Source organism: Bradyrhizobium centrolobii (assembly GCF_001641635.1).
In the GTDB taxonomy this organism is placed as follows: Bacteria; Pseudomonadota; Alphaproteobacteria; order Rhizobiales; family Xanthobacteraceae; genus Bradyrhizobium; species Bradyrhizobium centrolobii.
Genome location: NZ_LUUB01000038.1, coordinates 44,459 through 65,751, shown reverse-complemented (window position 1 = coordinate 65,751; position 21,293 = coordinate 44,459). Strand labels below are relative to the sequence as shown.

Annotated in this window: 18 protein-coding genes; 6 read left to right on the top strand and 12 right to left on the bottom strand. The window is 64.8% G+C overall.

Features of this window, described 5'->3' with window-relative positions:
- Positions 1–92: 92 nt before the first annotated feature.
- Positions 93–890 (top strand): IclR family transcriptional regulator, encoded by a 798-nt coding sequence (locus AYJ54_RS09065; protein WP_063698488.1) that lies wholly within the window; start codon positions 93–95, stop codon positions 888–890.
- Between the two features lie 41 nt (positions 891–931).
- Here the strand turns inward: AYJ54_RS09065 and fsrB are convergent, their stop codons facing one another.
- Both fsrB and AYJ54_RS09055 read right to left on the bottom strand, forming a co-directional pair.
- Positions 932–2,221, bottom strand: a complete 1,290-nt coding sequence (gene fsrB / locus AYJ54_RS09060; RefSeq protein WP_063698486.1) for a siderophore utilization protein FsrB — start codon at positions 2,219–2,221, stop codon at positions 932–934.
- A gap of 81 nt (positions 2,222–2,302) precedes the next feature.
- Positions 2,303–4,291 carry a TonB-dependent siderophore receptor gene (locus AYJ54_RS09055; RefSeq protein ID WP_063698484.1) on the bottom strand — a complete coding sequence of 663 codons (1,989 nt, stop codon included), beginning with the start codon at positions 4,289–4,291 and terminating at the stop codon, positions 2,303–2,305.
- A gap of 902 nt (positions 4,292–5,193) precedes the next feature.
- On the opposite strand from AYJ54_RS09055, the gene AYJ54_RS09050 reads away from it, so the two are divergent.
- From AYJ54_RS09050 to AYJ54_RS09040, 3 genes are all read left to right on the top strand, one after another.
- Positions 5,194–5,514 carry a hypothetical protein gene (locus AYJ54_RS09050; protein WP_063698482.1) on the top strand — a complete coding sequence of 107 codons (321 nt, stop codon included), beginning with the start codon at positions 5,194–5,196 and terminating at the stop codon, positions 5,512–5,514.
- Between the two features lie 512 nt (positions 5,515–6,026).
- A complete protein-coding gene (locus AYJ54_RS09045) occupies positions 6,027–7,280 on the top strand; it encodes a hypothetical protein (protein WP_136623562.1) in 1,254 nt (417 codons plus the stop codon).
- Between the two features lie 62 nt (positions 7,281–7,342).
- The gene (locus AYJ54_RS09040) at positions 7,343–7,627 is read left to right on the top strand and encodes a TonB-dependent receptor plug domain-containing protein (RefSeq protein WP_063698478.1); all 285 of its coding nucleotides are present in this window, start codon (positions 7,343–7,345) and stop codon (positions 7,625–7,627) included.
- A gap of 39 nt (positions 7,628–7,666) precedes the next feature.
- On the opposite strand, the gene AYJ54_RS09035 is transcribed toward AYJ54_RS09040, so the two are convergent.
- On the bottom strand, positions 7,667–8,983 hold the full coding sequence (locus tag AYJ54_RS09035) for an alpha/beta hydrolase (protein WP_063698477.1): 1,317 nt from the start codon (positions 8,981–8,983) through the stop codon (positions 7,667–7,669).
- A gap of 266 nt (positions 8,984–9,249) precedes the next feature.
- Here AYJ54_RS09035 and blaBJP point away from each other — a divergent pair, with 266 nt between their 5' ends.
- Complete coding sequence (gene blaBJP, locus AYJ54_RS09030; protein ID WP_063698475.1) at positions 9,250–10,137, top strand: BJP family subclass B3 metallo-beta-lactamase; 888 nt, start codon at positions 9,250–9,252, stop codon at positions 10,135–10,137.
- 224 nt (positions 10,138–10,361) lie between these two features.
- On the opposite strand, the gene AYJ54_RS09025 is transcribed toward blaBJP, so the two are convergent.
- Genes AYJ54_RS09025 through AYJ54_RS08990 form a run of 8 tightly spaced genes read right to left on the bottom strand, consistent with a single transcriptional unit; the run spans position 10,362 to position 18,731 of the window.
- Positions 10,362–11,081 (bottom strand): ABC transporter ATP-binding protein, encoded by a 720-nt coding sequence (locus AYJ54_RS09025; RefSeq protein WP_063698473.1) that lies wholly within the window; start codon positions 11,079–11,081, stop codon positions 10,362–10,364.
- Positions 11,074–11,826 (bottom strand): ABC transporter ATP-binding protein, encoded by a 753-nt coding sequence (locus AYJ54_RS09020; protein ID WP_063698471.1) that lies wholly within the window; start codon positions 11,824–11,826, stop codon positions 11,074–11,076. The genes AYJ54_RS09025 and AYJ54_RS09020 overlap by 8 nt, the downstream gene beginning before the upstream one ends.
- The gene (locus tag AYJ54_RS09015) at positions 11,823–12,821 is read right to left on the bottom strand and encodes a branched-chain amino acid ABC transporter permease (protein ID WP_063698468.1); all 999 of its coding nucleotides are present in this window, start codon (positions 12,819–12,821) and stop codon (positions 11,823–11,825) included. The genes AYJ54_RS09020 and AYJ54_RS09015 overlap by 4 nt, the downstream gene beginning before the upstream one ends.
- A complete protein-coding gene (locus tag AYJ54_RS09010) occupies positions 12,818–13,693 on the bottom strand; it encodes a branched-chain amino acid ABC transporter permease (protein WP_063698466.1) in 876 nt (291 codons plus the stop codon). Before AYJ54_RS09010 ends, AYJ54_RS09015 begins: the two co-directional genes overlap by 4 nt.
- Positions 13,694–13,705: 12 nt before the next feature.
- The gene (locus tag AYJ54_RS09005; RefSeq protein ID WP_063698464.1) at positions 13,706–14,956 is read right to left on the bottom strand and encodes an ABC transporter substrate-binding protein; all 1,251 of its coding nucleotides are present in this window, start codon (positions 14,954–14,956) and stop codon (positions 13,706–13,708) included.
- A gap of 21 nt (positions 14,957–14,977) precedes the next feature.
- Complete coding sequence (locus AYJ54_RS09000; RefSeq protein ID WP_063698462.1) at positions 14,978–17,353, bottom strand: xanthine dehydrogenase family protein molybdopterin-binding subunit; 2,376 nt, start codon at positions 17,351–17,353, stop codon at positions 14,978–14,980.
- The gene (locus tag AYJ54_RS08995; RefSeq protein WP_063698460.1) at positions 17,350–17,874 is read right to left on the bottom strand and encodes a (2Fe-2S)-binding protein; all 525 of its coding nucleotides are present in this window, start codon (positions 17,872–17,874) and stop codon (positions 17,350–17,352) included. Before AYJ54_RS08995 ends, AYJ54_RS09000 begins: the two co-directional genes overlap by 4 nt.
- Entirely contained in the window at positions 17,871–18,731 is an 861-nt protein-coding gene (locus AYJ54_RS08990; RefSeq protein ID WP_063698458.1) for an FAD binding domain-containing protein, read from the bottom strand. Before AYJ54_RS08990 ends, AYJ54_RS08995 begins: the two co-directional genes overlap by 4 nt.
- A 255-nt stretch (positions 18,732–18,986) precedes the next feature.
- Between AYJ54_RS08990 and AYJ54_RS08985 the strand changes: the two genes are divergently transcribed.
- Positions 18,987–19,607: a TetR/AcrR family transcriptional regulator gene (locus AYJ54_RS08985; protein ID WP_063698708.1), complete on the top strand. Its 621-nt coding sequence runs from the start codon at positions 18,987–18,989 to the stop codon at positions 19,605–19,607.
- 7 nt (positions 19,608–19,614) lie between these two features.
- On the opposite strand, the gene hutU is transcribed toward AYJ54_RS08985, so the two are convergent.
- On the bottom strand, positions 19,615–21,285 hold the full coding sequence (gene hutU / locus AYJ54_RS08980; RefSeq protein WP_063698456.1) for a urocanate hydratase: 1,671 nt from the start codon (positions 21,283–21,285) through the stop codon (positions 19,615–19,617).
- Between the last annotated feature and the right edge of the window lie 8 nt (positions 21,286–21,293).

Genomic DNA, 21,293 nt, shown 5'->3' with positions numbered 1-21,293 from the left:
CAGCCAGGGAAAGAGCCTAGAATATTTTTCATATTTCAGTAGTTTTTATTCCGAAAAATGATAATTGATAAATCGCAAATACAGGGACGGTGATGGCAGAGCCAACCAAGACCGACGGACCACTCGATCGCGCGTTCGCCATCGTCGGGCACATCGCGAGCCAGACCAAAGCGGTCTCGGTCGCAGAGATCGCGCAGGCGCTCGCGCTTCCGCTTCCGACGGCGCATCGGCTGATCGGAAACCTGGAGGAACGCGGCCTTCTTCAGAAGGCGCTCGGGACCAAGCGCTATGTGGTCGGCAATCAACTCGTCACCTTGTCGGCCAAGGTCATCGGTGCCGCATTTCGCACTGCGCGCCGGCACGCCGTGTTACGCGCGGTCGCCGGGGAAATCGGCGAGCAGTGCGAGATCGGCGTCGTGCGCGACAACGTCGTGACCTATGTCGACAGCGTCCGTGTATCGCAACCGCAGGGCCTGCAATTCAATCCGGGCGAGGCGGCGCCGCTGCACTGCACCTCAACCGGCAAGATCTACATGAGCCGCCTGCCGGAGAAGGCCCGCGAAAAGCTCTGCTCTGCGCTCGCGCTAACGCAATACACCGACAACACGATCGTGGATCGCGACAGGCTGATGCAGGTTCTCGCGGAGACCCGCCAGCGCGGTTGGGCCAAGACCAACGAGGAATACGTCAAGGGAGTCGTTGGATGCGCCGTCCCGATCGTTTCACCCGATCGCAATCTGATTGCGTGCCTCGGCGTCTCTGTCCCCGTGGCTCGCGTCAGCTTCGCCGAGCTCGACCGCTTCATCGCGCCGCTGCAGAAGGCCGCCGCTCTCCTGTCGGAGACCATCCTCCAGACAGACGATGACTACGAAGGCGGTTACGTGGCGTAACGCCGACGCAACCCGCGTCGCAACGAAGGATCAATCATTCATCACTCCGCCGCCACGACGCGCTGGCTCGCGCGGATCGCGGCTGTCTCTCGCACCTTGATGCGGGCGCGGCGCTTGCGCCACCAGATCACGACGCCGGTCACCGAGAGCGCCGCCACCACGAGCCCCATGACCGAAATCAGGATGCGGCCGAACAGCCCGGCGATGCGTCCTGAGTGCAGCGGAAACTGCGCCTGCACGAAGATGTCAGCGGCGGTGCCGACCCAGGGCAGTCGCTCGCCGAGCGGATGTCCGTCCTCGCTGTCGTAATAGAGCTGCGCCGGGCCGACACCACCGGCACCATGGTCGTCGCCGGGATGAAAGAAGGCCGCGGCATAGACGCCGTGCGCCGGGCCGTAATTGATCGAGCCGACCGGCTTGGTCCAGCCGCGGCTGCGGCCGGCGGCGGCGGCGCGCGCCGCGATGTCGGCAAAGGTGACCTTGGGCTCGATCGGATCGTCGAGGTTCCGATACGGCCTCTGTTCATAGGGCGTCGGCGTGTAATTCGACACCATCTTCATCAGGGGAGAAAAGACCTCGAAGTAGAGGTTCAGGGAGAACGCCGTGAAGGCGATGACGAACAACAGTCCCCAGGTCCACAGGCTGAAGGCACGGTGAATGTCGAAATTGATCCGGTAGGCGCTGCCGCTGGTCTTGATGGTCCAGGCCGGCCTCCAGCGCGCGAAGAAACCTCGCGCGAGCTGACGCCTGACCGCGGGCGCCTGCGTGGCGCTCGCGCGTCGCCGGCTCGGCAGCGTCAGATAGAAGCCAACGAAGCAATCGATGGTCCAGATGATGGCGATGACGCCGAGAACGCGCATCCCCCATCGATCGCTGCCCCAGAATTCCGGGATGTGCATCGTGTAGTGCAGCTTGTAGAGGAAGGAGACGAAGTTCTCCCTCGTCACCGGCCATACCGCGCCCCAATAGCGGCGGCCGAGTTCGGCGCCGGTGTTGGGATCGAGGAAGACCTGGTTGTAATCGAGCGCATAGCGCTTGCCCGTCGCGGGATCGATCCGCGGCAGCACGAAGAACCACAGCGATTGCCCGACTTCCGGCGTCATGAAGAGGTAGACGACCCGTGCGCGCGGGTCGCGGCTCTCGATCAGCTTCGCGAGCTCGATCGAGGGTATCGCCGGGCCTTGGGTGGTCACATCGTAGAGACGCCGGTTCAAGACCTCGTCGATCTCGTGATCCCACGAAATGATCGCGCCGGTGATCCCTGAGAAGAACAGAAAGCCTGCGGTCAGCAAGCCGGCCCAGCGATGGAGTCGCCCGAAGATCGATCTCATGGCATTCAGAACCCATTGCCGCCCGTCATGAGCGGGATTGCCACCGCCGGTCGATGCACCGGCGGCGGATCGTCGTGAAGGTCACCAGCGATAGGTCACCTTGCCGATCGCCTTGCGCCCCTCCGCGTAGAAGCAGCCCGACAGGCTGTAGCAGGCGGCGACATAGCGGGTGTCGGCGAGATTGGTGACGTTCAGCGACAGGCGCCAATTGTCTCTGGTGTAGGCAAGCAGCGCGTCCAGCACGGTGGACGATCCGACCTTGAACGTGTTGGCGTCATCGCCCCAGGTCGCACCGACGTGACGGATGCCACCGCCGAACTGCAGGCCGGCGAGCGGCCCGCTCTGCAGCGTGTAGTCGCTCCACAGCGAGGCGCGGTTGAGCGGCACGGTGGGCGGCGCCTTGCCGAGATTGACCGGATCCTGCGACAACACGGCATCGACATAGGCATAGGCGCCACGCAGATTCCAGCCGCCGGCGAGCGACATCGTGCCCTCGAGCTCGATGCCGCGCGACTTCACCTGCCCGATCTGTTCGGCGAGGTAGGTCGGAGGCGGATAGGTGACGACGTTGTCGCGCGTCAGGTCGAAGGCCGCGAAGGTGAACAGGGCGTTCCAGCCGATCGGCTGGTACTTGACGCCGACCTCGTACTGCACCCCGGTCTCGGGATTGAGCAATTGGCCCGCCGGGCCGGTCGCAAGTATCGGCAGGAACGACTCGGAATAGCTGAAATAGGGCGCGATGCCGTTGTCGAAATTGTACATCACCGCGGCGCGGCCGGTGAACGCCGAGGCGTCGGTTGACGCCGAGGTGTTGAAGAGATCGGCGTTGACCTTCGTCGTCACGAAATCCTGGCGGCCGCCGAGCTGGAACGAGAGCCGGCCGAGCTTGATCTGATCCTGCGCGTAGAATCCGACCTGCGATTGCCTGACGCCGGTGTTGTCTGTCATGGCGCCAATGGTCCAGTCGTAGCTGTAGACCGGCGCGAATACGTTGATCTCAGGAGCCGAGGTCGCGACACCAAAGGCGGTGTCGCGGAATGAGGTGTTGCGATAGTCGATGCCGACCAGCGTGGTGTGGCTGAGGAAGCCGGTGGTGAACTTGCCCTGGAGCTGATTGTCCACCGCGAAAGAGTTGATGTAGGAGTTGCTATAGCTGCCGACACGTGCGAGCTGGCCTGCCGCCTCGTCGGCGTAGCCCGCGCCGTAGAACACCTTTTCCTCGTTGTGCTGATAGGCGTAGCGCAGGTTCTGCCGGAAGGTGATGGCTTCATTGAAATCATGCGAGAGCTGGTAGCCCACAGTGGCGATCTCGGTGTTGAACGCATCGAAGCCGGGCACGCCTGCGAAGAAGGATACCGGGATGGTGCGGCCGTTGTTCGGCCACACCGTGCCCGAGGCCGGCAGGAACTGCAGGCCCCACCCTGCCCGGTCCCTCTGATAGTTGGCCAGGAAGGTGATGGTGGTATCGTCGTTCGGTTTGAAGGTGACGGCCGGCGCGATGAAGACGCGGTTGTCCTTGGTGAAGTCGACCTGGGTCTCGCCGTCGCGGACGACGCCGGTGAGACGCCACAGCACGGTGCCTTCCTTGTTGGCGGGGCCGCCCATGTCGAACTGGCCCTGATAGCGGTTGAAGCTGCCGCCCGAGACCGAGACTTCGCCGAATTGCTGCGCAGTCGGCAGCTTGGTCACGTAATTGAGGATGCCGCCGGTGCCGCTGCCGCCATACATCGCCGAGGACGGTCCCTTGAGGACCTCAAGGCGCTCGGCGCCATAGGGATCAAGGCCGTTGAAATGCACGTAGTTGCTGGACGGAATCCGCAGACCGTCGATGTAGAGTCCCGGCATGGTCATGTCGAAGCCGCGGATTTGCAGGCCGCCGAAGCGGGTGTCCGAACCGCCATTGACGTCGCCGCTGACGCCGGCCGTGTAGCGCAGCGCCTCACCGATCGAGACTGCGCCCTGGTTCCTGACCTGGTCGGTGGTGATAACGGACACCGACTGCGGGGTCTCGATGAGCGGCGTGTCGGTCTTGGTCGCGGTGCCGCTTCGGGTGGCGACGAAGCCGCGCACCGGACCGTTGGCACGTTCGCCGGTGCGGGCAGTCGATGCCGCCTGAGTTGGCGCGACTTGCTGCGCCGGAGCACGACGAGCGGCGCGTGTGGTGCGTGTAGCCGTCGTCCGTCGCGACGACGGCACCGCTGCGGGACGGGCGCTATCGACTGGCGCGTCGACGGTGACCGAGGGAAGTTGCGTCTGCGCCTGCACGGGACCGTTCGTCAGCGAAAGAACAAGTGCACTGGCGGTGAGCAGACAGACCGATAAGACCGTTTCCTTTCGCGTGGTGGAACACAAGTGACCAAAGCATAAGAGTTTCACGTTCGCGACGCCCCGCAGGTAAGCCGGCTTTTGCCGGTATGATTGTTGGTGCCTCGCTCTATCGCAGCCATCTTCGAACTTCGATGCGTGCGCTGTTAGAATTTCTCCAGAGCGGCCATGATGCGACGATCTGTCCGCTGCGCGTTTAGAACCGTTCAAACGCCGCGCGTTTCGCGCCACTCGACAGCGCGCGCGGCTCTCGCACTCGGCGCGTGAGGAACGCCGCATCCGCAGGGACGTTGCCCCGGGGGCGAGAAACCATGGAGAAGCCGATGAAGAAGATCGTCTTGGCATTCGCCTGCATCCTGGCGCTGACAACGAGTGCCTTCGCGCAGACGCAGCCGGCCTAGCTCTTTTGGCCAGTGCGGGGTCGGCCAATCGTCGCGAGGTCCGGCGACGAAGGGAATGACGACGGGCCGCGTCTCGAACATGCAGAACGAGGCTGCCGACAGACATGCGATCGGGATCTGCCCGCAAGCTCACATCGTCTTCACGCCCGTTGAACCCAGCGTGAACTCTCGCGAATCGATGTGAGGGGCCGGAATATCTCGTGGCTCGCCCGATCCCTTTTGTGTGGATCGTTTTTGGAGCCTCTCATGACAAGGACATACATCGTCGCGGCCGTGCGGCTCGTTCTGTCGCTCACGATGCCGGATGCGGCACAGGCGTGGCGCGGACAGGATCCGGCTTCAATTGCCATCGCATCACTCTCGGCAACGACGTGCACGGAGCAGGAAGCACGCGGGGAATGCCACGCGTCGGTGCTCGCGCACGGCATCCCCGTCGCACTCAGTCGCAAGACCGCGCAAGCGCGTCCGCATGTTCACGGAGCGGAGCGCCCGACCAACTCACCGCCTCCGCCGGCACGCTTCCCGGATCATGAGGAGGACCCCTTCGCATCGATGCATTTCGAATGAGCGGCGGCATCATTGATGATCGAAGACGGCGGCAGGAGCCGAAGAGCGGCTGCAACACCGGTTGCGCGGCGCGCGGCTGTCGTGGATGCGGTGCGTCAATTGGGTCGCATCCATTGACATCTGTGTGACAGCCGGGGCAATTTTCGCATTGCTGGCGAATCAGCAATGTCTCATTCCGAGTACCTCTTGGACAACTTCCAGTGCTTTCGAGACTGATAGCGTTGCTGCGCCGCCTTCCTGCGGTGAAATGGGCGTTCACCCGGCTTCGGCCTTTGCCGCAGGTCGAGGCTGTGAGTGTTGAGCCCATTGCTCTGGAACACTCCCCGGTCGCCGTTGTCGATAGCGTGGACGCTTCTCCGGCGGCGTGCACCGATGCTGGCATCGGCAGCGAGCCGTCTCACGATATTGTCCCTGACGTCGGACCGGTTGTCGCGGACAGTGCGGCGATCGCGGATGTTGCGGAAACCTCATCGACTGATCTTCCCGGCGTTGGCAACGATTCACCTTGCAACGTGCTCGTGGATGTCGAGCCGGTCGCCACGGAAGACTCCGCGCCTCCCCCGGTCGACATCGCAGGCTGCTCCGATGCCCAGGACGCCGGCATCAACAGCGATCTATCCGACAATGGCAACGCGGAGGTCGCGCCGGTTGCCGCGGACAGCGCCCCGATCACGGATGTTGCGGAAACCTCATCGACTGGCCTCCCCGACGCCGGCAACGATGCACCTTGCATCGTGCTCGCGGACGTCGAGCCCGTCGTCGCGGAAGACTCCTCGCCTCCCCCGTTCGACCTCGCAGACTGCTCCGACGTCCCTGATGTCAGCATCAACGGCGGCCCATCCCACAATGGCAGCGCGGAGTTTGAGCTGGTCGCCGCGGAGAGCGCGCCGATTGCGGATATCGCGGAAACCTCATCGACCGGCCTCCTCGACGTCGGCAACGATGCACCTTGCACCGTGCTCGCGGACGTCAAGCCAGTCATCGCAGACGAGGCTCAGGTCGCTGTCGTCGATGCCCCAGACCAGTCCGATGTTCCGGATGTCAGCATCAGCACCGATCCGGACCACGGCGACACTGCAGAGGTCGAACCGGTTGTCGCGGACGAACCGGCGATTGGCGACATCGCGGAGAGTTCGCCGGTGGCTTTGGCCGATATCGCCGGCCCCGATGTGTCATCCTGCAGCACACTCGCTGATGTCGAGCCGGTCACGGTAGACGCCTCTCCGGTCGCCCCGGTCGACCTCGCCGAAGATCTGTCGGCAGACCGTCCCAGCGTCAGCATCAGCAGCGACACCTCGGACGCCGAGGCCGTCGATAGCGCCCCGGCCGCCATGGCCGAGGCAGCAGAAGCCTCTTTGGCGGTTGCGGAAAGCGTCACGTCGGGTGATGAGCCAATTCCGGCCTGCGCGGCCCCTTCACCGGAAGCCCCTGATATCCCGAAGGCTCCGGCGAAAGCCGCAGAGCCTGTCGATCGCGCCACGCTGATCCGGCGGCGCTGGGCGGAAACCGGGATCAGGATGTGGAACCCGCGGCTTCACGGCACCGGCGATGCTGCGCTGAACATCCAGGGGCGCGTCGAACTGCTGCCGCCCGCGCCCGGCGAGAAGATGCCGCGCTACGACAAGCTCGAATTCAGGATGCTCGGCGGGCAGATCGTCTGCGAGGGCGTCATCGTCGAGGCGCCCGTGAATGCGGGCCACCGCAGCTTCACTGGGCTCGCCGAACCGCGGCATCCGGAGCGCGCACGCGAGGCCGTGCCGGCCTGATCCCTTTGGCCTGCAATGGCTGGCGAAATGTGTTAGGCTCACGTCCTGACACGGGAGATCGCATGCCCACGAAATTGTTGCGAATGATCGCAATCGCTGCGCTGTGCGTCTCGCACGCGGCCGTTGCAGCCACTGCCAAACGTCCGCGCCACGCGCCAGTGCCGGCTCCGCTCGTCGATCCGGCGGCACCCTACAAGGCCGACCGGCTGTCGTCATCGCACGGCCAGACGATCCTCAACACGCCCGGACAAACAACCGTGCTGACGCGGCAGGTCCTCGACGACATGAACGCAACGAGCCTGAAGGACGCCATGCGCTCGACCGCCGGCGTGACGATCGGACGATAGCGCCCTTCCGCTACGCGCCGGCGTCCGGCGGCATGCGCCTCACGGAATCGGATAGCCCTTCCAGACCCACTCCAGCGCGGCCGGCAGCGTTTGCGCGATCGTCGGTCGATCGACGTGCTTTGCGTTGCGCACGAACAGGAACTGATAGTGATAGCCCTTGTCGGCCAGCACTTTCGCCATGAGCTCGTTCGACAGGGTCCAATCATGCATGCCGTCTGGAATGGTGGGATTTGGATAGAACAGGTCCTGGTCGCCGACAAAGAACCAAAAGCGGACCGGCTTGGCCGGTGAGTTCGGGATCAGCGGTACGCTCGGTGGATCGGCCGGCGTGAGCACGCCTGCTTTCACGATGAGGTTGGGGCCGGCCGGCCCCGTCCATGCGCTGTGATATTCCCAGGCGCCGCCGCGCAGTGCGGGATCGTGCGGCCATTGCTGGTTGACCATCGTCGGCGAGAAGGCCAGCACGCGGTGATAGAGGTCGGGATAGAACCACGCCATGGTGAAAGCCGCCGCGCCGCTCGAGCTCAGGCCCATCGTCGCGCGCCCGTCCGGATTTTTGGTGAGCTTGACACCTGCCTGCTGCTCGACCAGCGGAAGCACCTCGCGCTCGACGAACTGCGCGTAGGTGCCCGAGACAGTGTCGTATTCACGGCCACGCTGGCTGCCCTGCGCGTCCTGCCCGCCATTGCCGATCTGGATCGCGATCATCGGCGGCACGCGGCGCTGCGCGATCAGATTGTCGAGCGTGGTAGCGAGATCCTTGTAGGCGTTCGAGCCGCCGTCGCCGACGACGATGAACGGCGCCTCCGTGCCGCTCACATATTGGGTCGGCACATAGACGTCGATCGTGCGCGACCAGATGCCGGGATGACTGGTCGTGACGAGCATGTGCGATTTGTCGTCCGGCGCGGTGACGGTCGTCATGATCGATGAGTTGGTGCAGCCGGCAACATCGTCGCGGATCAGGCCAGGATTGTAGATCGTGCTGTCGCTTGAGGACAGCGTGAAGGATTTCGTCGTGCCGCGCGGCACGCCCTCCTTTGCGATGGTCTCCGGCGCTGGGTTGTGGGTGGGACCGATGATGAAATTGCCTTCTGCGCCAGGCAGCGGCAGCGTGCCGTCGGGCAGTTCGGTCGCGCGCGGATAGCTGGGGTTCGATGGATCGCGCGTCGGCGGCGCCGTCTTGAAATCGAGGCCTGTCGTGTCGATGAAAAAGGGCGCCGTCTTGTCGGTGGTGTTGGCGCCGGGCGGCACGGCCATGTTCTGGGTCACGCAGGCCGGCTGCGACAAGGCGATGGAGGCGAAGGAGACGACGGAAATCAGCGTCCCCGCAAGGACGGACAATGAATTGGTCATGTCTGCTCCCGGTGTTGACAAGTCTTGTTGGCTCGTCTTGAGGCGAAGTATGCCGGGCCGCCCGCGGGCGGTCAAACGGCGGCCGGCCGCGTTGCAGCGATGGCCGCCATGCTGAAACCGAACAAGGACCGTTATTCCGCGCATGCCGCCGAAATTTTCCGGACATGAGGCCGTTGCTGTCGCACCTCGCGCGACGTAGCTTGCACACCGGTCGAGCCGCGAAAGTCGCGTCCGGTCAAAACGAAGAACTCTCCGGGAGGCAAACTATGAAAAAGCTCGCAGCCGCATTGTGCGCGGTGGCGCTGTTCGCAACGAGCGCGCAGGCTCAGACCGTGAAAGATTTCATCGCGGCGGTCACCAAGAAATGGACGACGCCGTTCGAGCCGTTCCAGCTCATCGGCAATATCTATTATGTCGGCACCGACGGCATCGCCGTCTACATCATCAAGACCTCGCAGGGCCTGATCCTGATGGATACGGCGCTGCCGGAGTCGACCGGCATGATCAAGGACAACATCGCCAAGCTTGGTTTCAAGATCGCCGACATCAAGTACATCCTTAACAGCCACGCGCATTTCGATCACACCGGCGGCTTCGCCGAGATCAAGAAGGAGACCGGTGCGCAGCTCGTGGCTGGCGAGCGCGACAAGCCGCTGCTTGAAGGCGGCTATTACCCCGGCGACGAGAAGAATGAGGACCTCGCCTTTCCCGCGGTGAAGGTCGATCGCGCGGTGAAGGAAGGCGACAAGGTCACGCTCGGTGACACCACGCTGATGGCACACGCGACACCCGGCCACTCGCCGGGCTGCACGAGCTGGGAGATGACCGTCAAGGACGGCAACCAGGACCGCGATGTGCTGTTCTTCTGCAGCGGAACGGTGGCGCTCAACCGCTTGGTCGGCCAGCCGACCTATCCCGGCATCGTCGACGACTATCGATCGACCTACGCCAAGGCCAGAGCGATGAAGATCGACGTTCTGCTCGGACCGCATCCGGAGGTCTACGGCATGCAGGACAAGCGCGCGCAGATGAAGGACGGCGCGCCGAACCCGTTCGTCAAGCCGGGCGAGCTTGCCACCTATGCTGCCGGTCTTGAACAGGAGTTCGACAAGCAGCTCGCAAAGCAGACGGCGGCGCTGCAGACTGCCAAGTAGCACCCCAACCACTGCTCTCCGCCTCTCCCCAAACGGCTAACGCACGCAAGCGCGTGGGTGCCGAAGCTTCCACATCGTCATGGCCGGGCTTGCCCCCGGCCATCCACGCCTTGCCCTGCGGCAGAAAACCCATGCCGGCCGATGCGGTCGCCGATTATTTCGCGGCGGAGGTTCAGCGTCTCGATGGTGCGCGGCGCGCGGCCAGGATCGTGGCCTGACCCCGCTCATACCGCGCAATAGCGGTCCTGGATCGCCTTGTCCGAGAGCAGCGCCGCGGCGCTGCCCTCATGCACGACCTCGCCCTGATCGATGATCACGGCGCGGTCGGCGAGGCGCAACGCCCATTCAACGTTCTGCTCGACCAGAAGCAGCGTCTTGCCCTCGTCGCGCAGGCGGCGGAACAGCACGCCCATCTCCTCGACCAGCACCGGCATGATGCCTTCGGAGGGCTCGTCGAGCAGGATCATCCTGGGCCGCGCGATCAGCGCACGGGCGATCGCCAGCATCTGCTGCTCGCCGCCCGAGAGCGTCACGCCCTCCTGGTCGAGGCGCTCCTTCAGGCGCGGGAAAGTCTCGGCGATCTCGTCGATCGCAGCGCGCTCCTCGATGTCGCTGCCGGCCGCGACCAGGCCGAGCCGCAGGTTCTCGCGCACGGAGAGGCCGGGAACGATGCGGCGTTCCTCCGGCACATAGGCGAGGCCAAGGTGAAAGCGCTGGTGCGCACGAAGCGGCAACAGCTCCCGGCCCGCAAAGCGCACCCGTCCCGTCGCCTTCGGCATCAGGCCCATCATCGCCCGCAATGTCGTGGTCTTGCCGGCGCCGTTGCGGCCAACCAGGGCGACGACCTCGCCCTCCTTCACGCGCAGCGAGATGCCGTGAAGGATGTGGCTCGGGCCATACCAGGCGTGGAGGTTCTCGATCTCGAGCAGCGCGGTCTCAGCCATAGCCTTCACTCTGTCCGAGATAGACCCGGCGGACTTCCGGGTTGCTCCTGATTTCGTCGGGCGCGCCGTCCGCAAGCAGGCCGCCATGGTGCAGCACCACGACGCGCTTGCTCAGCCCCAGCACCATCTTCATCTTGTGCTCCACCAGCAGCACGGTGCGCTTCTCGGCAAGCCGCTCCAAGAGCGCCACCATGTCCTTGGTTTCCTCCGGCCCCATGCCGGCGGTCGGCTCGTCGAGCAGGAGCAGCTCAGGTTCTGAGACCAGCGCGATCGCGATCTCCAATGCACGCTGCTGACCGTGGGACAGGAATTTCGCCAGCTCCCCGCGCTTGTCGAGAAGCCCAACCGCTTCGAGTGCAGTGTCAGCGCGCGCTTTCAGCTGTGCAAGCCGCGTGCGGTTGCGCCAGATGTCGTAACTCACCGTCAGCGCCTGTGCCGCCACGCGCACGTTCTCGTGCACCGTCAGATCCGGGAAGATGTTGGTGATCTGGTAGGAGCGCGAGATGCCCTGATGCGCGAAGCGGTGCTGCGGCAGCCCGTTCAGCTCGCGTCCTCTGAAATGCAGCTTGCCCGATGACGGCGTCAGCGCGCCCGAGAGGATGTTGAAGAACGTGCTCTTGCCGGCGCCGTTCGGCCCGATGATCGAAGTGAGCTGGCCGGCCGCAAAGGACACTGTGATGTCCTCGAGCGCGACGAAACCGCCGAAGCGCTTGCCGATGCCCTCGGCGCGAAGCAGCTCGCTCATCGCCGTTCCTTTCCGATCGGCAACACGTCGAGCAGCGTGCCCCAGATGCCCTTGGGCAGGAACAACACGAACAGGACGAAGATTGCGCCGACGAAGATCTGCCAATGCGGCGTCCAGAGCGAGATGACGTCCTCCAGGATCAGGAAGGTTGCCGCACCGACGAAGGGTCCGAAGAAGCTGCGCGCACCACCCAGCAACACCATCATCACGATCATGCCGGAGGTCTGGTAGTGCAGGATGTCCAGCGGCACGATCGACAGATGCAGCGCCAGCATGCAGCCGCCGAGCGAGGAGATCGCACCCGACAGCATGAACACGATGAGCTTGCAGCACTCGACATTGTAGCCGCAGGCCCGCGCCCGCTGCTCGTTCTCACGGATGGCCTCGATGACCGCGCCGAACGGCGAGTTGAGGATGCGCGACTGGAACCACATCGCCAGTGCCGCAAGCCCCATCAGCACGTAGTACTTGTTGACGGGATCGAGGAAGTTGACGGAAAGGCCGAACAGGTTGATGCGATCGACGGTGAAGCCGCGCAGGCCGTTCTCGCCGCCGGTGAAGGAAGCGGCCTGAAGCGCGACGTAATAGACGAGCTGGGCCAGCGCGAGCGTCACCATGGAGAAATAGATGCCGCGGGTGCGCGTCGAAACCACGCCGATCGCAGCCGCAAGGCATGTGCTGAGGAAGACGGCGATCGCGACCGCGACGAACCAGGGCACGCCATAGCGGCCAATGGCGATCCCGTTGAAGTAGGCGCCGGCGCCGAAGAAGGCGGCCTGACCGAACGACAGCAACCCGGTGTAGCCGAACAGGAGATTGTAGCCCATCACCACGACGCCGTAGATCAGGACGTTCACGGCCAGCGCCTTGGACGGCAGCAGCCATGGCAGGACAGCGAGGACCGCAATGGACAGCAGCACGCGCTGGTCCGGAAGCCAGCCGAGCCCGCTGGGCGCAGGTTTGGCGACCGCTTCGCCGCTCGATGGTGACGTCACGCGGTCCTCCCCTTCACGCCGAACAGGCCCTGCGGACGGATCAGCAGCACCACCGCCATCAGCGCGAACATAACGATGGTCGCCATCTCCGGCGCGAACAGCGCCACTAGGCTGATGGAAACGCCGACCATGAGGCCGGCCACGACCGCGCCGACGATCGAGCCGAGGCCGCCGATCACGGTCACGACGAAGGCTTCCGCGAGCACGAGCGAGCCCATCTCAGGGTTGACGCTGCGCATAGGACCGGCCAGCACCCCGCCAAGCGCCGCGAGCGCGACGCCAAGGCCGAAGATCGCGAGCCAGACCCGGCCGATATCGACGCCGAGCACCTGCATGATGGTGGGATCGCGGGCGCCGGCGCGCACGATCAGGCCGACGCGGGTCTTCTCCAGCATCAGCCAGAGCACCAGCAGAACCACGGCCACGAGCAAGATGACGAAGAGGCGGTAGCGCGGGAAGAAGCCGATGCCGAGGTCGAGCACGCCGATGAGCTGCGGCGGGGTCGGAAACGGGATTCCGTCGCTGCCGAACACGATGCGGACGCCCTCGACCAGGACGTAGCTGAGGCCGAAGGTCAGGAGGAGCGGATCATCGATCGAGCGTCCATAGAGCCGGCGGATCAGGAGGAACTCGATCAGCATGCCGAAGGCGCCGATCAGAATGGGGGCAAGCAACAGTCCCCACCAGAAACTGCCGGTGAGGGACGCCAGATAGAGGCCGGCGTAGGCGCCGATCATGAACAGCGCGCCGTGAGCGAAGTTAACGACCCCGAGCATGCCGAACACGATCGTCAGTCCAAGCGCAGTGATCACCAGGACCGCCCCAAGGGCGATCCCGGAGAGAAGCTGCATGATGATCAGCGACAGGTCCATCGTGACAGGACTTCAGGTGGCGTGGCCGAGCTCGGTACAGCTGCGCAGCATATCGTCCGAGCCCACGTCGTTGGCAACGACCGCGAACAGGTCGTTATCGTTGGCCATGGCGGACTTCTTCTTTGACTCCAGCACCAGAACCGACTGCACCGACTGATGATCGCACTTGCGGTAGTGCTGCGGACCCTTGGTCAGGTCATATTGCAGCTTCTCCAGGGCATCGACGACCTTGTCGGTGTCGGGGCCGCCCGCGGCCTGCATGGCGAGCAGCAGCGAGGCCACGCCGGAATAGCCGTAGGCGCCGTAATCGGTCGGGATCGCGCCGCCATTGGCGGCGCGGAACGCCGCGTTGAAATCGGCCGCCGACTTGCTCTGCGTCTCCAGGCCCCAATAGTAGTTGGCACCGCCGACCACGCCCTCGAACACGTCGGGACCGACCGCGAGCCGCTGGTTGTGCAGGATCACGGGTACGACGATCTTCATCTGCTGCTTGACGCCAAAATCCACCGCCTGCTTGATCGCGTTGGCCTGGTCGCGGCCGAAATTGGAGATACAGAGCACGTCGGGCCGCATCGACATCAGGCGCGGCATGAAGGTGGAGTAATCGGCCGCGCCGAACGGATGCAGGATCTCGCCGACATTGTCCGCGCCGATCGCCGCCTGGGCACGTTTGAAGCCGCGCAGCATCTCATGGCCATAGGCATAGTCGGCGACGAGATGCGCGACCTTCATGCCTTTCTTCAGGGTCTGCCGCGCCACGGCAGCGGTCGTCATGTGTGGATTGAGTGCCTCGTGGAAGGTGTATTTGCTGAAATCCCTGGCCTCGTTGATGGTGTCGGACTGGCTGATCGAGATATAGATCACGCCCCGCGCGCGGGTGACCTCGTTGACGGCAAGCTGCACGGCGCTGGAGAGTGCTCCGACCACCGCATGAACCTTGTCCTTCTCGATCAGCTCGAGCGTGCGGGTGGCGGCTTCGCCGGCATTGAGCTTGTCGTCACGCACCAGCAGCTCGACCTTGCGGCCGGCGATGCCACCCTTGTCGTTGACGAGCTTGACCGCAAGCTCGGCGCATTTGACCTGATCGCGCGCCTCGGCGGCGAAGGGACCGGTGAGCGGTGTGGGAAACCCGATGCGGATCGTTTCATCCGCGGCGCGACCGAGTCGGGGCATGGCGAGCATCGCGGCGCTGGCCGACAGGCCCGCCAGCGCGGCGCGGCGGGAGATTTTTTGGCGAAACGGGTTCGAGCCGGATTTGGGCATGATTCCTCCAGGAGTTTTTTTCTAGAAACGCTTCAGGGCTTTCAGGATTTTTGCGGGCGTGATCGGGATTGAATTGATCGTTGCGCCGAATTGCGCCAGCGCGTCGTTGACGGCGTTGAGCACGCAGGCGGATGCCGCCGCGGTGCCGGCCTCGCCGCAGCCCTTGGCGCCGAGCGCGGTGTCGGCGGTCGGCGTCTCGACATGGGCGATGACGATGTCGGGCATTTCCATCGCCATCGGCACCAGATAGTCGGCGAGCGAGCCGTTGATGAGCTGGCCGGTGTCGCTGTAGCGGCATTCCTCGAACAGGGCCGCACCTAGCCCCTGCACGACGCCGCCGCGGAGCTGCTCGTCCACCAGCATCGGATTGATGATGCGGCCGCAATCCTCGACGACGAAGTGCTTCAACAGCTTGACGAAGCCGGTGTCGACATCGACCTCCAGCGAGCAGCCCTGGATCCCGTTGGTGAATGCGAACGGATAGCCCTGCGGCGCGAAGTGGTGGCTCACGGTGAGCTGTGCCTGCGTGTCCGGCGGCAGCGTGTCGGAGCGGAAATAGGCGATGCGCGCGATCTCGGAGATCGGCAGACGCTGCTGCCGCGTCGCCGCGTCGACCACCTCACCGTCGATGATGTCGAGCGCGGCCGGCTGCTCCTGGAGGATGAGCGCGGCGATCTCCAGGATGTTGCGCTTGAGCACGCGCGTCGCCTGAAGCGCGGTTTCGCCGCCGATGCCGGCGCCGCGGCAGGCCCAGGTGGCACCGCCGTGCGGCGTGACCTCGGTATCGCCGGTGATGACCTTGACGTGTTCCTGCGCAAGGCCGAGCTGATCAGCGACGATCTGGCTGATGATCGCTTCGGTGCCCTGCCCCTGCTCGGTGACCGAGATCAGGCAGCGGACCTCGCCCGACGGTGTCAGGCCGACGATCGCGCCGTCCTGCGACGAGATGCGTGCGCCGCCGACGCCATAGAACGCCGGGCTGGGATTGGTGATCTCGACAAAGGTCGCGATGCCGATGCCGCGATAGACGCCGCGCTTGCGCAAGTCGCTCTGCTCGGCGCGCAGCGCGTCATAGTCCATCATCGCGTGCAGGCGCTTCAGGCATTCCTGATGCGACAGCGCCTCGAAGCGGTAGCCGGTCGGCGAGGTCTGCGGATAGGCGTCATCGGCGATGACGTTCTGTGCGCGGATCGCGAAGGGATCGAGGCCGACTTTGGCCGCGGCCATGTCGACCAGCCGTTCGGTGACGGCACAGGCGACGGGATGACCGACGGCACGGTACTGGCTGGTCTGCACCTTGTTCTGGAAGATCACCTCCAGCAGCGCACGATAATTCCTGAAGCAATAGGGCGCACCGATCAGGCGGATGACCTGGTTGCCTTCGACCACGCTGGTGCGGGGATAGGTCGAGAAGGCGCCGATCGCGGTCAGATCGTGCACGTCCATCGCCAGGATCTCGCCCTTGGCGTCGAGCGCGATTCGGGCGCGGACGCGATGGTCGCGCGCGTGGATGTCGGAGACAAAGGACTCGATCCGATCAGCGACATATTTCACGGGACGGCCGATCAGGATCGAGAGGCCGACCACCGCCATGTCCTCGTGATAGACATGCAGCTTCATCCCGAAGGAGCCGCCGATGTCGGTCGCGATGACGCGGACGCGGGCCTCGGGGATGCCGTAGTGACGCGAGTAGAGGTCTTGGAACTGATATGGCGTCTGCGTGCCATGATGCACGGTCAGCATCTCGGCGCCGGGGTCATAATCGGCGACGATGGCACGCGGCTCCAGCGTCACGGCGGTATGGCGGCCGAAGGAGAACTCCTCTTCTACGACATGGGCTGCGGTTGCGAAGACGTCGTCGACGCCGCCGCTGTCGAGCTGACTACGGAAGCAGACGTTGCTAGCGCTGCCGGGATTGACCAGTGGCGTTCCGACCTCGCGGGCGCTGTCGATGTCGACCACCACGGGCAGATCCTCGTAGTCGATCTCGATCAGCTCCAGTGCGTCCTCGGCGATCGACCTACTCTCGGCGACGACGGCGACCACCGCCTGTCCGGCCCAGACCACGCGATCGAGCGGCAACGGCAATTGCGGCGCCGATGTCATGCCCTTGAAATGATCCAGCGTGCCGGTCCAGGGCGTGCAGATCTTTGCGAGATCGGCGCCCGTGGCAACGAGATGCACGCCCTCGAGCACACGCGCCTGTTCGGTATTGATCGAGACAATCTTCGCATGCGCGTGCGGGCTGCGCAGGAACGCGGCATGCAGCATGCGCGGCAGACGGAGATCGCTGACATAGCGCCCGCGCCCGGCGAGCAACCGCTTGGCGTTCGGCCGCGGCACCGAGCGGCCGATATAGGAATTCGGGCGGTCGAGCGAGGTTAGCGGCGCGCTCATGCTGCACCTCCCTCGCTGCGCGCCTTGGCGACCACGTCGATGGCATCAACGATCGCCTCGTAGCCGGTGCAGCGGCAGTAATTGCCCGACAGCGCGTCGCGGATCTCTTCGCGGCTCGGCCGCGCGACCTGCGAGAGCAGCTCATGCGCGTTGACCAGCATGCCTGGCGTGCAGAAGCCACATTGCAATGCGTTGCGACGATGGAATTCGGCCTGAAGATCGGCGATCACGCCGCTCTCGGACAGGCCTTCGATGGTGTCGATCCTGGCGCCGTCGGCCTGCACGGCGAACATCAGGCAGGAGTGCACGGAGCGACCGTCGAGCCGAACAAGGCAGGCGCCGCACGCCCCCATCTCACAGCCGGCATGCGTGCCGGTCAGTTCGAGCACGTTGCGCAGGCAATCGACCAGCGTCTCGCGTGGAGCAACGTCGCAGGCGACCTTGCGACCGTTGACGATGAAGCGGACCCGCACTGTCTCATTGACTTCCTCCGCCAGCATATCGTCGCCGATCCCGCTCATGCGCCCTCACCGAGACGTCCGAGCAGGCGGCCAAGCAGCACGCGGGCGAGATGCAGCCGCATCATCGGCGGCACCTCGTCGCTCTCGGGCGGCGCGAGATCGTTGTCCAGCGCAGCCTGCGCGGCGGCGATGCGTGCCGCATCAAGGCTGAAGCCGGTCAATGCCGTCTCGGCGCCCTTGACCCGCGTCGGCGTGTTGCCGACCGAGAAGAAGGATATGCGGATATCGTCGATGCGATCGCCCGTTTGGGTCGCGAGCATGCCGCAGCCGACCAGCGCATAATCGCCGCGCCGGCGCGCCAGCTCGTCAAAGGCGAAACGCTGATTGCTCCTGAACAATGGAACGTGGACCGCCGTGATCAGCTCGCCCGGCTGCAAGGCGGTTTCGAACAGATCGATAAAGAAGTCGTCAGCTTTCAAACGCCGGCTGCCCGAAGGGCCGGCGATCTCGATCTCGGCGTCAAGCGCCAGCGTCATCGCGGGAAATTCGGACGCGGGATCGGCCAGCGCGACGCTGCCGCCAAAGGTGCCGCGGTTGCGGATCGCCGGATGGGCGACGAAGGGCGCCGCGGCGCGCAGCAGCGGCGCGAACGCGGCGATCAACGGCTCGGTCAGCATCTCACAATGACGGGTGAGCGCGCCAATGCGCAAGGTATCGCCCTCGCGGCAGACGCCGCGCAGTTCGGCGATATGGGTGATGTCGATCAGGAGCCGCGGCGCCTGCAGCCGCAGCGACAGCGCCGGCACGAGGCTCTGGCCGCCGGCGATGAAACGCGCGTCGTCGCCGGCGCGCGCATGAGCGTCCAGCGCCTGGTCGATCGTATCGGCACGAAAATAGCTGAAAGCCCTCGCCTTCACCGCCGTTTCCTCAGATCCATCGGCTCATCAGCCGGGATGCCAGATTTGTAACCATCTGGTCTTAAAATCCTGACACGGCGGCACAAGCCGGTCAACAGGAAATGACCATTTGGTCACAAATGCACGTTTAGGCTAAGAAGGCAGCCGGGAGTGCGATTCAGCGGCAAGATGGCGAAAAAGACGCAGAAGACGGCGAAACGACCGGCCCGGCGGCGAACCGAAGGACGCGACAGGGCCGCGCCAAAGCGCCGCAACATGCGCGCAGCCGACCGCGAGCGGGCGATCGTCGACGAGGCGATCCGCTTCTTCGCCGAGCGAGGCTTCGAGGGCCAGACCCGCGAGCTTGCCAAGCGCATGGGCATCACCCATTCGGCGATCTACCGCCACTTCCCGAGCAAGGAGGCGCTGATTGAACGGGTCTACCAGGAGGTCTATCTCAGCCGCTGGTCGCCGGAATGGGGCCCGCTGATCCACGACCGCACGCTGTCCCTGGAGGCGCGGCTGACGCGCTTCTATCTCGACTATGTCGTGCGCGTGTTCGAATACAACTGGGTGCGGATCTTCGTCTTCTCCGGCATGAAGTCGTTCGGCATCACCGGCCGCTATCTCGACATCGTCCGCCGCGAGATCATCGAACCGGCCGCGGCCGAGCTGCGCCACGAGCTCGCGCTGCCTGATGCCAAAGCCCAGCCGCTCGGCGAGCGCGAGACCGAGCTGTTCTGGGGCCTGCATGGCCGCATCTTCTATCTCGCCATCCGCAAGTTCATCTACGAGACGCCGATCCCGTCGGATCTCGACGCGATCGTGCGCGACGCCGTCCGGACTTTCATGGACGGCGCGAAGGCGACGATGCCGAAGCTGTTGATGCGCGACTAAGCCGTGGCTACTTCGCGAGGCTCGGCAGATCGAGCCCGTTGGCGCGGGCGCAGTCGATGGCGGTGTCGTAGCCCGCATCGGCATGACGCATGACGCCCGTGGCGGGATCGTTCCAGAGCACGCGCTCGATCCGCTTCGCGGCTTCCGGCGTGCCGTCGGCGACGATCACCATGCCGGCGTGCTGGGAATAGCCGATGCCGACGCCGCCGCCATGATGCAGCGACACCCAGGTCGCGCCGCTGGCACAGTTCAAGAGCGCGTTGAGCAAGGGCCAATCGGACACCGCGTCCGAACCGTCGCGCATCGCCTCGGTCTCGCGGTTGGGGCTTGCCACCGAGCCGCTGTCGAGATGATCGCGGCCGATCACGACCGGCGCCTTGAGCTCGCCGCGCGCCACCATCTCGTTGAAGGCGAGGCCGAGCCGGTGGCGGTCACCGAGGCCGACCCAGCAGATCCGCGCCGGCAAGCCCTGGAACTTGATGCGTGCCTTGGCCATGTCGAGCCAGTTGTGCAGATGCTTGTCGTGCGGCATCAGCTCTTTCACCTTGGCGTCGGTCTTGAAGATGTCCTCGGGATCGCCCGACAGCGCGGCCCAGCGAAACGGACCGACGCCGCGGCAGAACAGGGGGCGGATGTAGGCGGGAACGAAGCCCGGGAAATCGAAGGCGTTCTTCAGGCCCATGTCCTGCGCCATCTGGCGGATGTTGTTGCCATAGTCGAGCGTCGGAATGCCCTGCACGTGGAAATCGAGCATGGCCTGGACATGATCAACCATCGACGTCTTCGACGCGCGCTCGACCGCCTTCGGGTCGGAGGCGCGCTTCGCCTCCCATTCGGCCAGCGTCCATCCCTTCGGCAAGTAGCCGTTGATCGGATCATGCGCGCTGGTCTGGTCGGTGACGATGTCGGGCTTGACGGCACGGCGCACCAGTTCGGGAAAGATCTCCGCGGCATTGCCGAGCAGGCCGACCGAAACGGGCTTCTTCGTCTTCGCGGCCTCCGCCATGATCGCGAGCGCTTCGTCGAGCGTCGCGGCCTGGCGATCGAGATAGCCCGTGCGCAGCCGCATCTCGATGCGGCTCGGCTGGCACTCGACGGCGAGGAGCGAGGCGCCAGCCATGGTCGCGGCAAGCGGCTGCGCGCCGCCCATGCCGCCGAGGCCGGCCGTGAGAATCCATTTTCCCGCGAGGCTGCCGCCATAGTGGCGGCGCCCGACCTCGACGAAGGTCTCGTAGGTGCCCTGCACGATGCCCTGGCTGCCGATATAGATCCACGAACCCGCAGTCATCTGGCCGAACATCATCAAGCCCTGCCGATCGAGCTCGTTGAAGTGGTCGAGCGTTGCCCAGTGCGGCACGAGATTCGAATTCGCGATCAGGACGCGTGGTGCGTCCGCATGGGTGCGAAAGATGCCGACCGGCTTGCCGGACTGAACGAGCAGCGTCTGGTCGCCTTCGAGCTTCCGCAAGGACGACGTGATCCGGTCAAAGCTCTCCCAGTCGCGCGCGGCGCGGCCGATGCCGCCATAGACGACGAGCTCGCTGGGGCGCTCCGCGACTTCCGGATCGAGGTTATTCATGAGCATGCGCAGCGGCGCTTCCGTCAGCCAGCTCTTGGCGCTGATGTCGCTGCCATGCGGAGCGCGGATGATGCGGTCGTTGTCCAGTCGGCGGTTCATGAAGACCT